Below are 14,783 nucleotides of genomic sequence, written 5' to 3' on the forward strand. Positions count from 1 at the left end.
CGCAACGCCGACCGGAGGTCGTCTCAGTCGGTGGCCTCTTCGGCGGACCGGAAGAGCCCATCGAACAGTTGGCCCGTGCCGTCCCTCGGACACCGATGAGAGTACGAAAACGAGGGCAGTCAGTTGACCTGGCTTTACTCGGATGAAGCCCTCCGGTGCGTCGTCGTCCGACCACGGGTGCGGCCGGCCTCGTGCTGGTCGGTCAGCCGCCGTACCTGTGCGTCGACCCAGGGCGGGTCGCCGTGCACCACCAGCTCGCCGTAGGCGTGCACGACGAGGTGGTTCCAGGTGGGGGCACCATGGTCAGGCCTTTCCCACTGCGGGGGCTGGCGCGCTGTTGCGGGTGCGCTGGATCAGTACGACGCAGGCCAGCACCACCAGCGCCGCCGCGATCGAGGCCGGGGTGACGGTCTCGCCGAGCAGCAGCGCCGACCAGACCAGCGTGAGCACCGGCTGCGCGAGCTGGATCTGGCCGACCTGCGCGATGCCGCCCCGGGCCAGGCCCGCGTACCAGGCGAAGAAGCCCAGGAACATGGAGACCACGGTGAGGTAACCGAACGCCGACCAGGCTATGGCGTCGGCGTGCGGGGGATCGGCTACGGCGGCGACGACCGTGATGGGCACGGTGACGGGCAGCGACAGCAGCAGCGCCCAGCAGATCGTGCGGGCGCCGCCCAGCTCGCGGGCGAGCGCGCCGCCCTCGGCGTAGCCCAGGCCGCAGAGCACGACCGCCGCGAGCAGGAACAGGTCGGCGGTGGACAGTGCACCGTGCACTGCACCGCTGGCGCCGAGGAAGGTGAGCACCGCCAGCAGCCCGCCGGCGCTCGCGACCCAGAACAGCAGCGGCGGGCGCTCGCCGGCCCGTAGCACCGCGAACACTGCGGTCGTGGCGGGCAGCACGGTGATGACGACCGCGCCGTGGGCGGAGGTCTGGGTGATCAGCGCCAGCGAGGTGAACAGCGGGAAGCCGACGACGACGCCGAGGGCGACGATCGTCAGCCGCCGCCACTGACCGCGGGTGGGTCGCGGCGCGCCGGTGAAACGCAGGTACGCCCATGCCAGCAGCGCCGCGCCCACGGCCCGGCCGAAGGCGACGAACCACGGGTCGAGCTGCTGCACGACGACACGGGTGGCGGGCAGCGACATGCTGAAGGCGAGCACGCCCAACGCGCCGAGGGCGAGGCCGGCGACCCGGTCCGCTGTTACCGTGGTCTTGACAGTAGCGCTACTCTGATCTTTCATGAGCAACAGTAACGCTGCCGAACGCGTTATCCAAGATCTGCGCGGGCTCGTGGCCGCCGCAGATCCCGGCACGCGGCTGCCCTCGGTACGCGAGTTGACCGCCCGGCATCAGGCCTCGCCGGTCACCGTCGCCGAGGCGATCCGGCAGCTGGTGGCTCAGGGGCTGATCGAGGCACGATCCGGCAGGGGTACCTTCGTGGCCGCGCCGCCGGAGGAGCGACGCGCCCCCGACCTGTCCTGGCAGACCGTCGCGCTCGGCCCCCGCCGACCGGGCGAGGAGGAGATGCAGGCGCTACTGGCGTTACCGCCCGCAGGAGCGATCCCGCTGTCCGGCGGCTACCTGGACGCGGAACTGCAGCCGGCCGCCGTGCTCGGCGCCGCGCTCACCCGCGCCGCCCGGCAGCCCGCGTCCTGGCAGCGCGGACCGGCCGAGGGGCGTGAGGATCTGCGCGCCTGGTTCGCCCGCGAGGCCGGGACCGGGCTGCGCGCCGACGACATGGTGATCTGCCCCGGCGGACAGGCCGCGCTGTCGTCGGCGCTGCGCGCGCTCACCGCGCCCGGCGACACCCTGCTCGTCGAGTCGCCGACCTACCTGGGCGCACTGGCCGCCGCCCAGGCCGCCGGACTGCGGGTGGTCCCCGTGCCCGCCGACGCCGACGGCGTACGGCCCGACCAACTCGCCGCCGCGTTCGCCCGCACCGGCGCCCGGCTGTTCTACTGCCAGCCGCTCTACGCCAACCCGCACGGCGCGACACTGGCCGACCACCGCCGGGCCCAGGTCGCCGAGGCCGTCCGCGACGCCGGGGCGTTCCTCATCGAAGACGACTACGCCCGCGACCTCACCATCGACGGGGAGACCCCGCCACCACTGGCCGCCGACGACCCCGACGGGCACGTCATCTACCTGCGCTCACTGACCAAATCGTCAGCTCCCGGCCTGCGCGTCGCCGCGATCGGCGCCCGCGGCCCGGCCGGCGCTCGGCTGCGGACGGCCCGGCTGCTCGACGACTTCTTCGTAGCCGGCCCACTGCAGCAGGCCGCGCTCGAGTTCGTCACCGCCCCAGCCTGGGCGCGTCACCGCCGCGCCCTGCGCACCGCGCTACGGACACGGCGCGAGGCGCTACTGACCGCGCTCCGCCGGCACCTGCCAGAACTCGCCCAGCAGGCGGTCCCGCGCGGCGGCCTGCACCTGTGGACCCGCCTACCCGACGGCACCGACGACGTCGCGCTGGCCGCCGCCGCGGCCGCCGAAGGCGTCATCGTCTTCCCCGGCCGCCCCTGGTACGCCGCCGAACCCCCGGCCCCACATCTACGCCTCACCTATGCCGCCGCCCCACCCGACCTCATGGACGAGGCCGTCCGTCGCCTCTCCCGCGCCCTCCGCAAAGGAACGGCACCTTAGCCGACGTCGGCCGCCCAGGAGAGGGCCGACGTCGCTCTCTCGGAAGGGTGAGGCGCGCTGTCGCAGATCGCGAAGGACTTCGGGATCTGCGAGTCGTGTCTGCACCGCTGGTTGAAGCTGGCCGACGTCGACGGTGCCAGCCCCGGTGTTGCCTGCTCCGAGTCCGCCGGGCTGCGCGAGCTGCGGAACCGGAACAAGCTGCTGGAGCAGGAGAACGAGATCCTGCGCCGGGCGGCGGCGTTCTTCGGCCTGGAGATCGCCCCAAAATGACCTAGCCGCTGGTCCTCGACCTGGCCGCGGACGGCATCCCCGTCCGGTGACCTGCAAGGGAAAATGCGAACAAAGGAGGCCCGTTCGCACGGGCCAAACCTGCTAACATGCTGCGGTTTTGTCACGGGGGAGGAAACGCGATGTACGGGGAAATGCAGACCGTGGAGTTCAGCCGGATACCACCAGCGCCGCCGGTCCGGCGCGGCCGGCGTCGCCTGCCGCGGGTGCTGAGCGGTCTGCTGGCGCTCCTGCTCCTCGGCGGCGCGCTGTACGCCGTCACGCCGCTGCGGCATCCGCTGCACAACCCGACGATCGAGCTGACCCTGCCCGCGTCGATGACCATCCCCGGTACGGCGCCGCGACTGCCCTGGCCGCGTTCGGGCCAGGCGATGATCTCGATCGACGGGCTCGGCACGCTCGGCACCTCCGGCGGATCGAAGCCGCTGCCGATCGCGAGCGTGACGAAGGTGATGACCGCCTACGTAATCCTGACCGAGCACCCCCTCGCCGTCGGCGAGCAGGGGCCGGAGCTCACGGTCAGCGCCGAGCAGGCCGCCGCGTACCCGGCGGAGAAGGCGCGCGGCGAGTCGCTCGTCGAGGTGCGGGCCGGTGAGGTGATCACCGAACGGCAGGCGCTGCAGGCGGTACTGCTGCCGTCGGCGAACAACATGGCACGCATCCTCGCGGCCTGGGACTCCGGCAGCGTGGCCGCGTTCGTCGAGAAGATGAACGCCACCGCGGACCGACTCGGCATGTCCGGTACTCACTACACCGACCCGTCCGGCCTCGACCCCGACACCGTGAGTACCGCGCGGGACCAGGTGGTCCTGGCGAGCAAGGCGATGGCGTTGCCGGCGTTCGCGGAGATCGTGAAGCAGAAGCGGGCGACCCTGCCGGTGGCCGGTACGGTGAAGAACTACAACGAGCTGGTCGGCCGCAACGGCGTGGTGGGGATCAAGACCGGCTCCACCGACGAGGCCGGCGGCTGCCTCGTCTTCGCGGCGGTGGTCACCGTCGGCGGCCGGAAGCTCACCATCGTCGGTGCCGTACTGGGCCAGCCAGGTGCCGACACCCCGGTCCAGCTGGATCGGGTGTTCGCGGTGACCCGGTCGCTGCTGCGGTCGACGGCGGCCGCGCTCGCCGTCCACACGCTGGTCGAGGCCGGCGAACAGGTTGCCACCGTACGGGGCCCGCTGGGCACCGGCACCACCATCAACGCCGCCGAGAAGGTCGACGTGGTCGGCTGGCCGGGCCTGCAGGTGCGGATCGACGCCCGGATCCCGGCCGTGCCGTCGCGGATCGCGGCCGGCGCCGAACACGGCAAGCTCACCGTCACCGCCGGCGGTAAGCCGGTCGGCACGGCGCTGCGCACCGGTACCGGTATGGAACCGCCGAGCACCTGGGAACGCATCCGCCACCACCGCTGACCACCGCTGCCGGCGCGGGTATCACCGTCAGCCCGTCCCGGCCCGCCACGTGCGGCGGTCACGGCGCACCGGTGCGCAGCTTCCACAATCCCGTTGATGACCTGACGGTGATCCCACCGCCGCCCCACCGCTACAAGATCGGCAGGACACGCCCCTACCTAGCGCGCCGGTCGTGACGAGGTTCCGCGCGACGTCGCGGCCGCAATGTCATTGGCGTTTCCGCCCGATCGGCCTATGGTGTGGCGCATGTTCCCGGCCCGGCAGCTGGTCGCCACCGCCGTTCCCACGGCGGTGCCGGCTGCTGCCCGCGGCCAGCGGTCCGCGGTCGCCGCGATCCGTCCGGTGGACGCGCGGGACGTCGCGCCCATCCACGGCCTGCCGAACCCGGTTCCCACCGGCCGTGGCCCTCCGGGAAGCCACACCCCCGCGAGCACGGCCACCAGGGCGAAGCCATCCGGCTTCGGCCCTCTTTCTTTTCCAGGGAAGGAACCCCAGATGAGCACCGACCTCCGAGGCACCCTCGATCCGCAGTGGCGCGCGCGGCTGCGCGACACCCTGAGCACCGAGTTCGAGTCGCAGACCGCGCGGCTGACCGAACTCACCGCGGACACCGGCGACCCCGGCGAGGCGCACACCCGCGCCGCGCTGATCGCCGCCACCCGGCAGAGCCTGGCGCAGATCGGTGACGCGCTACGGCGCATCGCCGACGGTGGCTACGGGACCTGTGAGCGGTGCGCAGTGCCGATCCCGGCGGAACGCCTGGAGGCGGTGCCGCACGCTCGCTTCTGCGTACCGTGCCAGCAGAAGCACGGCTGACCCGGCCTCGGTGGCGCCGGACCGCCGGACCGCTCCGGCGCCGCACCGGATGGACCCGCGGTGGCGGGGTCCCGCAGGGTCAACGGACCTGGAGGGCCTTGACGTTGTCGCCGAAGGTCCAGCCCTTCGACCCGTCCCAGTTGATCGACCAGGTCATCAGGCCCTTCAGGCCGCCCTGGTACGTGTTCCACGCCTGCGCCACCGAGGACGGCGCCAGGTACCCGCCGCCGGCCCCGGACTGCGCGGGCAGGCCGGGCACCTGCCGGTCGTACGGGACGCGGATGGTGGTGCCCTGCACGACCAGGCCGGCGTTGAGGCAGTTGGTCTGCGCGACGAACCCCTGCACGGTGCCGGCGGCGTACGAGTCGCCGGAGCAGCCGCACACGCTGCCGTTGTAGTACTGCATGTTCAGCCACCAGAGCCGGCCGTTGTCGACGTACCGCTTGATGATCGGCAGGTAGGCCCCCCAGATGGACCCGTAGGTGACGCTGCCGCCGGTGACGTACGCGGTCTCCGGCGCCATGGTGAGCCCGAAGCCGGCGGGCATCTGGGCGAGCACCCCGTCGATGATGCGGACCAGGTTGGCCTGCGAGGTGGAGAGCCGGGTGATGTCGCCGCTGCCGGTGAGCCCGGTCTCGATGTCGATGCCGGCGGTCGCGCCGCCGATCGACAGCAGAACGGTCAGGCCGGCGGCCTTGGCCTGGCACATCTCGGCCGGGGTGGGCACCTTGACGCCGGCGTCCATGCCGTCCTCCCAGAGCACCGCGCCGTCCGAGCGGATCACTGGGAAGGCGGGTGTACACCGTTGGCTGCGCCGGTGCCACCCGGGGAAAGGACGGCGGCGAACGTGGATGCCAGACGCACCACCGTGTTCCACATGCCACCCAACCGCTCGGTGCTCGTCACCAGGATCTAGCTCGACGGCCCGCTGAGAGCCGCACTCCGGTTGATGCGTCTCATCGATGGTCTTGCAAGCGAGTCACGGCGCCATGTGTTGCTCAGCTTTTGCCACCCAGTGAAAGCGCACTGTCAGGATCCGCGCGTTGTCCGCGGCAGATCCGGATGCCGGTTTGAGTCCAGCACCGGACCAGCGGCCAAGTAGAGCTGTGGCGTTACTGGATGCGGGGTGAGGGCCACGTTGGCGCGTCCTCGCACGGCGCGGTCTGGATCCTGGGTGAGGGCGACGATGAGCGAGCGCGCGCCGCGCCAACCGGGCACGCCCAGCGCGGTCGCCAGATCCGCGCGTACTGCGGCGGACTCGTCGGAAGCCAGGTCCTGTAGCGTCCCGGTCAGATTCGGGCCGGCGTTGCGAGCGAGTGCCGCGGCGATCGCGGCACACACCTGCGCGCGCGGGCCGCTTGCGGTCACTGGCCGGGCGGGGACTCCAGCAACTCCGCCGCGCGGCGCAGCGCGGCGGCCAGGCCGCGGCTGTGACGATCGAGACGGCTGTCTATCCGTGGTCTGGACTTGGTTGGGCGGTGTCGTTTGAGGTTGTTTCGGGTTTGGTGTGGAGGACTTCGCGGGCCTGTTCGGCGGCGCGGGTGATGCTTTCGCTGATGAAGTCGAGGAAGCGGGCGATGTTCTCCAGGCGGGTGGCGGCGGGGGTGCGGGGGCCAAGGATGGCGACGCCTTGGCGTGCGGTTTCGACGAGCTGGTCGTTGGATCGGGCGCTGGCGATCGTCGCCTGGTAGAAGAGTTCGTCGTCGACGAGGTAGCGGTCGCGGCGGCGTTCGTCGCGTTCTCGGCGGACGAGGCTCTGGCTCTCCAGGAAGGCGATCGCTTTGGAGATGGACGCCGGGCTGACCTGGAGGCGCTGGGCGAGTTGGGACGCGGTGAGGCTGCCGGCGTCGGTGGTGAACAGGCAGGTCAGCACCCGGGCCGTCATCTTGGGCAGGCCCGAAGCCATGAGGACGGTGGTGAGCGTCTCCTCGTACTCGGCCACGGCCTCGGCGTCGCGTCCGTGCGGCTGGGGGACTGACTCCGCCCTTCGGGAGGAGGCGGGCCTGCGCCGGTGGGCGCGGCGTTCGGTGGCGCGGTGGGCCAGGTCGGCGCGGTAGGCGGTGGGGCCGCCGTTGCGCATCACCTCACGCGTGATCGTCGAGGTCGGACGGTCGAGGCGTCGGGCGATCTCGGCGTAGGGGAGGCTGTCGGCCAGCCCCAGCGCGATCTGCTGGCGTTCCTGCTGGGTGAGCCTGCCTCCCGGCATCGCGATCTCCTTGGTGATCCTTCATGGCGGTCCCTGATTCCCCACTATAGCGTTCACTCTTCATCCATTGCAATGATCAGTGCAGCCATCGTTGCGTTACTCTCAAGGCCGTTGCAACAGTTTCCTGGCCTCTACCTGCTTAGATGCCGATTCCGTGCAACAGGTGTGTTGCCGGGTTCTGGAAAGCAACGTAGCGTTTCCGGTGTCAGAAACAACGAGCGAGCACGGGAGAGCACGATGCAGAAGTTCGACACCCCCGCCCCGATCTCCGCCGTCCTGGACATCCCCGCCGGACGCATCCAGTTCATCGCCGCAGACCGCGCCGACACCACCGTCGAGGTCCTGCCCGCCAACCCCTCCAAGAGCCGGGACGTCCAGACCGCTGAGCAGACCACCGTCGCCTACGCCGATGGCGTCCTGCGGATCACGGCCTCGACCCCCAACAATCAGCTCTTCGGCCCCTCCGGATCCCTGGAGGTCACCGTCCAGCTGCCCGCCGGCTCCCGCATCGAGGCCAAGGCCGCCAGCGCCGAGCTCCGCGGCGTCGGCCGCCTCGGCGACGTCGCCTTCGAAGGCGCGTACCGCCAGATCAAGATCGACGAGGCCGCGAGCGTCCGCCTCACTGCGATCGACGGCGACGTCGAGGTCGGCCGGCTCAACGGCCCCGCGGAGATCAGCACCGCAAGGGGCGACATCCGGATCACCGAGGCCGTGCGCGGCACGGTCGTGCTCCGCACCCAGTCCGGCGACATTTCGGTCGCCGCCGCCGCCGGCGTCTCGGCGACCCTGGACGCCGGCACCGGCTACGGCCGCATCAGCAACGCCCTCAAGAACGATGGCACCGCCGAACTCGACATCCGCGCCACCACCTCCCACGGCGACATCACCGCCCGCAGCCTCTGAAGGAGCAGAACCAGGACTGTCCGGCCGGGCCCACCGCGATCGAGATCCTGTCGGTCGTCGCCGACGACGCGGCCGTCCGTCCCGAGGGGCCTGCGATCCACGTGCAGGGCCTCGAGAAGTCGTACAGACGCCTAACGCGACCCGGAGTGGAATACATGACGAAGAACAGCACTTCCTCGGCCAGTTCGAAGTGGACCGGCATGGTGCCGGTTGACGATACGGCCCTGGCCGTCACCGACACCGGCGGTCCCGGTATCCCTGTGGTCTACCTCAATGGCCAGTTCGCCACTCAGGGGTACTGGCGGCGGGTCATCGCTGAACTCGGCCCCGGCTACCGGCACATCACCTACGACGAGCGGGCTCGCGGCAAATCGAAGAAGTCGCGCGACTATTCCTTCGCCGCCGCCGTCCGCGACGTCGACGTCGTCCTCAAAGCCAGGGGTGTGGACCGGCCGCTGGTGGTGGGCTGGTCCTACGGGGCGTTCGTCGCGGCGCACTGGACCAGCCGCAATCTCGACCGTGCCCTGGGCGCGGTCATGGTCGAAGGCGCGCAACCGCACGACTGGCTCGACGAGGCCATGGAGCAGCGGATCCGCAAGCTGTTCAAGCGGTTGAACTGGTTCCTGCCGCTGCTGCGCCCGACGGGCCTGACCCCGCGGATGACCGCCGCACAGCAGGCCGACAGCAACATCGAACTCGGCAAGCTCGCCCGCGAGCGCGAGCTGGGCCCCGTCCTGGACAACATCACCGTCCCGGCGCGGTATGTGGTCGCTTCGGGATCGTCGATCGGAAGCAAGGGTGATGAGCAGGAACGCATTCGCGCCAGCCTCAATCTGGTGGTCGAGCGCAACCCGAACATCAAGATCAGCGCCAAGGTCCCCAGCAACCACGACGCCATCCTGAAGAAAGACGCCCCAGCCATCGCCGAGGCCGTACGCGAGGTCGCCGCCCTCGACCGCGGGGGGCGCTGAAGACACGACCTGCGGACTGACGACAACTACACGTCCTCGCCACCATCGTCATCATCGTCCAGCTCGACCGCGTCCGGGTCGCGCAGGGGCCGTAGTCCTTCGCGCGGGACGGACGCGGTGAAGCTGTAGAGGCCGAGCACGTTGAGGTTGCGGTGCTTGATGTACAGCACGCCCGACGGCAGTAACTGATCGTTTCAGCGGACCACGTCGGCCCCTCACCTGTCGATCGCGGCCGCCCCGGCTCCAAACACCATCTGATCGTCGACCGCCACGGGACCCCGCTCGCCGTCACGCTCACCGGCGGGAACCGACACGACGTGACCCAGCTCCTGCCGCTGCTGGACGCGATCCCGTCCATTCGGGGCCTGCGGGGACGGCCCCGCCGCAAGCCCCGGCGCCTGTACGCCGACCGGGGCCACGACTTCGACAAGTACCGCCGCCTGCTGTGGAAGCGCGGTATCAAGCCGATGATCGCCCGACGCGGCGTCGCCCACGGCTCCGGGCTGGGCAAGGTCCGCTGGGTGGTCGAGCGCGCGTTCGCCTGGCTGCACCAGTTCAAACGGCTCCGCGTCCGCTACGAACGACGCGCCGACCTCCATCAGGGCCTGCCCGATCTGGCCTGCAGCCTCATCTGCCTCCGCCGCCTACGCGTCTCATGCTGAGACGATTAGTTGGGCGGGCGATGGTCCCGTCTCAGCGCTGCGTCTTTTGTCGCCGGTCCATGCGGTTTCAGAGCACATGCGGGCGGGCTGGCACAGGTGAACCGGTCTACGGCTCGGCGAGCACGGCCAGGGCGTCGACCTCGACCCGGAATCGGGGTACACCAGCGCGCTGAACCTGGACCAGCGAGCCGGTCGGCGGCTGCCGGCTGTCGACGTACTCGTCCCTGACCGTGCGGAGGCCGGGAGTTCGAGATCTACCAGGTAGACGGTCAGCTTGGTGACGTGCCGTCAGTCCGCCCTGGTGGGCTTGAGGGCGGTGCCGATGTTCCGGCAGACCTGGCGGAGCTGAGCGGTCGTGTCCCCGTCGGCCCGGGGCGCAGCAGGTGGCGCATCGTTACGTCCTACTCATCCGGGTCCCAGGCAATAAGCAGGTCGAAGAGACGTCGGTCGCCGTCGAGCTTCAGGGAGTCCACCGGAATACGGCCGTAAAAGGCCAGGACCAGTTCACTGGCCGTGCCTCGGGCGAAGGCCCGGGGTCAGCGCTTGGCGGCAGCGGCCGGGCGGCGACGGGCGCGCTCCCGGGGGTTGCTCACGTTACGACTATTGCATGTAATCGAACTCTCCGTGATCTTCGGCTGATTACGTGCACAGTGGAGCAACGACTGCGATTTCGCCCTGTCCGGATATAAGTGATTCCTGGCCGGACGAGGGCGGCGCCGTACGACGATCGGTGGGCAGCATGGAGGTCGGAAACACGGTCCGCACACATTTCCCGAAAGGTCAGAGATCATGCCAGAGGTCATCGCGGGGTTGGAGATTCCTGAGACAGCGGCGGTCGCCGAAGCGACCAGGCGCATCCAGGAGACGACCAGCCCCCTCATCTACCACCACTCCCGACGGGTCTTCTTCTTCAGCCTGATTCACGCTCACAAGCTTGGCGTGAAACCGGACCCGGAGCTGCTCTATCTGGCGGCCATGTTCCACGACACCGGCCTCCTGACTCCCTTTTCCGACGTCGAGCAGCGCTTCGAAGTCGATGGCGCCGACCACGCGCGCAAGTTCCTCCTGGACCGGGGTTTCTCGACGGCCGCCGCCGAGACCGTTTGGACGGCGATCGCGCTGCACACCACGCCGGGCATCCCCGACCGGATGGCCCCGGAAATCGCGACCACGTACCTCGGTGTCTTGACCGACGTGCTCGGCTTCGGCCTAGACGGACTGGACCACGATCAGCTGGGCGAAATCCTCGCCGTCCATCCACGAGGGGACTTCAAGAACGAGTTTCTGCGAGCCTACGTCGACGGGCTGAAGAACCGCCCCGAAACCACGAACGGCACCGTGAACTCCGACGTGCTCGAGCACTTCATCCCCGGCTTCCAGCGCGTGACGACGGTCGAGCGCATCGTCGGTTCGCCCTGGCCGAGCTGATTGGACATAGGCTCACCAGCGCACCGACGACGGGCGATCCGCGACCTCCGCGGCCGGGGCCGCACCACGCGCGTCACGAGCGGACCCCGGGCTGAGCCCCCACAACCACCCCATACCGACGAACTTTCTTGGAAAGGATTCGAGCATGCGAGCGATCACCGTGCGAGACCGTGACGCGGGTGTCAGCGGGCTCACCCTGACCGACATGCCTTACCCCCACGCTGCGGAAAACGACGTCATCGTGCGCGTGCACGCCGCAGGCTTCACCCCCGGAGAGCTCGACTGGCCGGGAACGTGGTCCGATCGCGCCGGTCGCGACCGGACACCCAGCATCCCCGGGCACGAGCTGTCCGGAGTTGTGGTCGAGCTCGGCTACGGAACCACCGGCCTCACCGTGGGCCAGCGGGTGTTCGGACTGACCGACTGGACCCGCAACGGATCCCTGGCCGAATACACCGCGGTGGAGGCTCGCAACCTCGCCCCCCTCGCGGCCGACATCGACCACACCGTGGCCGCCGCGCTGCCCATTTCCGGACTGACCGCATGGCAGGGACTGTTCGACCACGCCCACCTCACGACCGGCCAGACCGTCCTCATTCACGGCGCCGCGGGCGGCGTCGGTTCGATCGCCGTTCAACTCGCGCGGGAGGTGGGCGCCCGCGTGATCGGCACCGGCCGAGCCGACGACCGTGATGTCGCGCTCGGCCTCGGCGCGCAGACCTTCCTCGACCTGGACGCCGACGATTTGCAGCACGTCGGCGAGGTGGACGTGGTGTTCGACGTCATCGGCGGCGACATCCTCGAGCGATCGACCGAACTGGTACGCCCGGGCGGCACCCTCGTCACCATCGCCATGCCACCTACCGTGCAGCCCAAGGACGGGCGAGCCATCTTCTTCGTCGTCGAACCTGATCGCGCCCGGCTGACCGACCTCGCCCAGCGCCTCCGGACCGGACGGCTCAACCCCATCGTCGGCGCCGTGCGACCGCTTTCCGAAACGGCCTCCGCGTTCGCCCGCCACCGCCGCACGCCCGGCAAGACGATCATTCAGGTCGCGGACGAACAAGGAACGCAGCACTCGTGATCAGTGTGCGAATGCCAGCGGCGTGCTGATCGCCGGCACGGCTGCCGCGGTCGTCGGATGCGCCCCTGCGACCGAGCGTCCGACCACCTGGCCACCGCGGGCAGGGTTTCGAGCATGGCCAGGTGGCTCACGAAGGTGCCGGCGCGCTGGGCTGTGGTCGTGGGTCAAGACCGTCCTACCGCCGCGCTGGAACGGGCACAGCGCGACGCGCGGGTGACACGCCATTGGCGTACGGCGGAACACTTGAACGGTCGCTGGCAGTTGCCGGTCGGCCGGACGATCGGGTGGCTGCCGAAGTGAGCCGCGCCGATCCTGAGCACGAGCCAGGGCTGAGCTCAGTTAACCGGCGGTGCCCAGGTAGGGCGTCTGATCAGGCAGAATGGGTGCCCAGCCGGATCGGCGTATACATGATCGCCGGGCAACCGCCGCGCGCCTAGCGCGAGCACTGCCTTCCCCGCCGCAGCCTGGTCGTCGACCATCACGTCGAGGTGCATCTGCTGCGGCACTGCCGGCTCCGGCCACGTCGGCGGCGTCAGATCGGCGGCGCGCTGAAACGCCAGCCCGGACGCCGCCGTGCTGGCCGACACGACGACGAAGTCCTCGTCTGCGTAGGTGATCGGGTCGCCGAGGACCTCGCTCCAGAATCGTGCCTCGGCCATCGGATCCGGGCAGTCGACGATCAGATGGTGGAGCCGACCGAACGGCAAAGCGAACACCTCCTTCGTGGTCAGGCCACGGGCCAGCACGGTCAGTATGGCCGCTTCCGGAGCAAGGGCAACGTCATGTCTGGACCGTGTTCGTTCACCGTCGCCTAACCTGTGACGCCGCAAGGGACTGCTGCCGGGCGGACAGCGGCAGATGCGAACGTCAGGCCGGTGCTGACTGTCGGCGTTGTTCGCCTTCGCAGGCACGAGCGAGGTCGGCGAGATCCTGGGTGTTGTTATCGATCTCGCACTTGCGGATCCTCCGCGAAGCAAGGAACTCGGCAAGCCGGTAGGCCGTGATCCACAAGTGGCGCCGGTTCTCACGAACATCCGCTGGTCATGGGGGCGCCGGTAAGCCGGCCTCGCGCTGCCGTCTGACGAACTCCACAGCCGCGACGCCCAGCACGACGAGCGTGGCGACGACGCTCAGGAACAAGACGCGTACCGGGATGGGAGACCAGGCCGCCGACGATCCACAGGATGCCGGAAACGGTGCTCCACGACAGGACACGGATCGGCCGCTCCCGCTCCCTCCGGCCGCGCAGCGACGCGATGAGCACCAGGCTCCGGCCCCAGTTGATCCCGGCCCAGGTGGCGCCGAAGGTCAGGCCATGGCTGCCGAACGCAGTCGGGCAGGGCGGCGGACATCAGCATGCCGCCGAACATGATCCCCAAGATCACGAGCTGGACGGGTCGCTCCTGAGGACTGTAGAGGTCCGTGAACGACGTGGTGGTGACCCAGACCGCCCACAGCGTCGACAGGGCGAGCAGCGCCTGAGCCATGCCCGTCCAGGTGTCCTCGTTCGCCATCTTCTTCGACGCGAGGGTCAGACTGGCGATGAGCGCAAGATCGAAGAACAGTTCCAGCAGATCCGTCGGCTGTCCACGCATCATCGTGCGCGTTATCGGCCCACGTCCGCCATTCGTCACAGCAGGCCTTCTTGGTCTCGGCGCTCGGTCAGCCACAACGCCCGGCGACCACGTCCGGCCCTGGCCGCCCATCGATGAATGCTGAGCGGCCACCCACTCCCGCAATGCGTGCCGGGACCGTCGGTCCTGGCCGGCTTGGCGCTGTTCTGCGGCCCAAGCTAGCCGACGCCCACCGCGGTCATCGACGAATTCCGGACTCTGCCACCCGGCGGCGGTGAGGTGGCGGTCGACGCCGGGGGCAGGGCGGTCGCGGCCGTCGGCCGCTTCGGCGTCGGCACCGGCGGGTGCGCGTCCGTCCTACTCGAGGCCGCGGAGGATGTGGTGCTCGTCCGTCGGATCGTCCTCGTCAGCGCCGGCCCGGCCGAGCTGGGCGGCGCGAGCCCAGACCGACAGGGACGTCGTGGTCTCCGTCGTGTCACTGATCTGCTGGCCCGCACTGTGTTCGCCCCACTCGGTCCGGAGCTCTGTGTCGGGATCCGTCATGGTGCTGCCTCCTCGTCACGCATCCGGCCGGCCGGAACCGGTCGCTTCTACGGCACCACTGGGAACCATCCCACGCCACCGTGCGCCGGGACCCTCAAGCCGCCGTAGAGCGGCGGTGAAGGCTGCCGACCCGAGCGGGACGGGATGCCGGCCGGACCCGGAACCGCTCTGCGTTGACGCCATCGTCCCTCGCGCCGGTGTCCACCGCACCACCATGCCAGGCGGTCGGGTCATGGTCGCTCCGACTGGTGCCCC

General features: G+C 69.9%; 15 protein-coding genes and 2 pseudogenes. 9 read left to right on the forward strand and 8 right to left on the reverse strand.

What is annotated here, in order from left to right:
- Positions 1-134 precede the first annotated feature (134 nt).
- Positions 135-272, reverse strand: a complete 138-nt coding sequence (locus ACTWO6_RS16710) for an FMN-binding negative transcriptional regulator (RefSeq protein ID WP_446214756.1) — start codon at positions 270-272, stop codon at positions 135-137.
- A gap of 31 nt (positions 273-303) precedes the next feature.
- A complete protein-coding gene (locus ACTWO6_RS16715; RefSeq protein ID WP_446214757.1) occupies positions 304-1,242 on the reverse strand; it encodes a DMT family transporter in 939 nt (312 codons plus the stop codon).
- Between ACTWO6_RS16715 and ACTWO6_RS16720 the strand changes: the two genes are divergently transcribed.
- The 4 genes and pseudogenes from ACTWO6_RS16720 (at position 1,241) to ACTWO6_RS16735 (ending at position 5,157) form a co-directional block, all read left to right on the forward strand.
- Positions 1,241-2,644 carry an aminotransferase-like domain-containing protein gene (locus ACTWO6_RS16720; RefSeq protein ID WP_446214758.1) on the forward strand — a complete coding sequence of 468 codons (1,404 nt, stop codon included), beginning with the start codon at positions 1,241-1,243 and terminating at the stop codon, positions 2,642-2,644. The genes ACTWO6_RS16715 and ACTWO6_RS16720 overlap by 2 nt on opposite strands.
- Positions 2,645-2,675: 31 nt before the next feature.
- Positions 2,676-2,916 (forward strand): annotated as a pseudogene (locus ACTWO6_RS16725) (transposase); the annotation flags it as partial.
- 138 nt (positions 2,917-3,054) lie between these two features.
- Complete coding sequence (locus ACTWO6_RS16730) at positions 3,055-4,341, forward strand: D-alanyl-D-alanine carboxypeptidase family protein (RefSeq protein WP_446214759.1); 1,287 nt, start codon at positions 3,055-3,057, stop codon at positions 4,339-4,341.
- A 495-nt stretch (positions 4,342-4,836) separates the two neighbouring features.
- Positions 4,837-5,157 carry a TraR/DksA family transcriptional regulator gene (locus ACTWO6_RS16735; protein WP_446214760.1) on the forward strand — a complete coding sequence of 107 codons (321 nt, stop codon included), beginning with the start codon at positions 4,837-4,839 and terminating at the stop codon, positions 5,155-5,157.
- 79 nt (positions 5,158-5,236) lie between these two features.
- Here ACTWO6_RS16735 and ACTWO6_RS16740 read toward each other — a convergent pair whose 3' ends face one another.
- Positions 5,237-5,941 carry a chitinase gene (locus tag ACTWO6_RS16740; protein ID WP_446214761.1) on the reverse strand — a complete coding sequence of 235 codons (705 nt, stop codon included), beginning with the start codon at positions 5,939-5,941 and terminating at the stop codon, positions 5,237-5,239.
- A 666-nt stretch (positions 5,942-6,607) separates the two neighbouring features.
- Entirely contained in the window at positions 6,608-7,363 is a 756-nt protein-coding gene (locus ACTWO6_RS16745) for a helix-turn-helix domain-containing protein (protein WP_446214762.1), read from the reverse strand.
- Positions 7,364-7,600: 237 nt separating this feature from the next.
- Between ACTWO6_RS16745 and ACTWO6_RS16750 the strand changes: the two genes are divergently transcribed.
- Together ACTWO6_RS16750 and ACTWO6_RS16755 are read left to right on the forward strand one after the other, a co-directional pair.
- Positions 7,601-8,266 (forward strand): DUF4097 family beta strand repeat-containing protein, encoded by a 666-nt coding sequence (locus ACTWO6_RS16750; RefSeq protein ID WP_446214763.1) that lies wholly within the window; start codon positions 7,601-7,603, stop codon positions 8,264-8,266.
- Between the two features lie 155 nt (positions 8,267-8,421).
- Entirely contained in the window at positions 8,422-9,237 is an 816-nt protein-coding gene (locus ACTWO6_RS16755; protein WP_446214764.1) for an alpha/beta fold hydrolase, read from the forward strand.
- A gap of 26 nt (positions 9,238-9,263) precedes the next feature.
- On the opposite strand, the gene ACTWO6_RS16760 is transcribed toward ACTWO6_RS16755, so the two are convergent.
- Positions 9,264-9,407: a hypothetical protein gene (locus ACTWO6_RS16760; RefSeq protein ID WP_446214765.1), complete on the reverse strand. Its 144-nt coding sequence runs from the start codon at positions 9,405-9,407 to the stop codon at positions 9,264-9,266.
- Between the two features lie 39 nt (positions 9,408-9,446).
- Here ACTWO6_RS16760 and ACTWO6_RS16765 point away from each other — a divergent pair.
- From ACTWO6_RS16765 to ACTWO6_RS16775, 3 genes and pseudogenes are all read left to right on the forward strand, one after another.
- Positions 9,447-9,899: pseudogene (locus ACTWO6_RS16765) on the forward strand (IS5 family transposase); the annotation flags it as partial.
- A 789-nt stretch (positions 9,900-10,688) separates the two neighbouring features.
- Positions 10,689-11,327 (forward strand): HD domain-containing protein, encoded by a 639-nt coding sequence (locus ACTWO6_RS16770; RefSeq protein WP_446214766.1) that lies wholly within the window; start codon positions 10,689-10,691, stop codon positions 11,325-11,327.
- Positions 11,328-11,472: 145 nt separating this feature from the next.
- Positions 11,473-12,411 carry an NADP-dependent oxidoreductase gene (locus ACTWO6_RS16775; protein WP_446214767.1) on the forward strand — a complete coding sequence of 313 codons (939 nt, stop codon included), beginning with the start codon at positions 11,473-11,475 and terminating at the stop codon, positions 12,409-12,411.
- Positions 12,412-12,746: 335 nt separating this feature from the next.
- Here the strand turns inward: ACTWO6_RS16775 and ACTWO6_RS16780 are convergent, their stop codons facing one another.
- The 3 genes from ACTWO6_RS16780 to ACTWO6_RS16790 all read right to left on the reverse strand — a co-directional run bounded on the left by ACTWO6_RS16780 (position 12,747) and on the right by ACTWO6_RS16790 (position 14,528).
- Positions 12,747-13,070 carry a VOC family protein gene (locus tag ACTWO6_RS16780; RefSeq protein ID WP_446220684.1) on the reverse strand — a complete coding sequence of 108 codons (324 nt, stop codon included), beginning with the start codon at positions 13,068-13,070 and terminating at the stop codon, positions 12,747-12,749.
- Positions 13,071-13,541: 471 nt separating this feature from the next.
- Positions 13,542-14,009, reverse strand: coding sequence for a low temperature requirement protein A (locus ACTWO6_RS16785; protein WP_446214768.1), 468 nt, complete (start codon positions 14,007-14,009; stop codon positions 13,542-13,544).
- A gap of 333 nt (positions 14,010-14,342) precedes the next feature.
- On the reverse strand, positions 14,343-14,528 hold the full coding sequence (locus ACTWO6_RS16790; protein WP_446214769.1) for a hypothetical protein: 186 nt from the start codon (positions 14,526-14,528) through the stop codon (positions 14,343-14,345).
- Between the last annotated feature and the right edge of the window lie 255 nt (positions 14,529-14,783).

Source organism: Micromonospora sp. IBHARD004 (assembly GCF_052814115.1).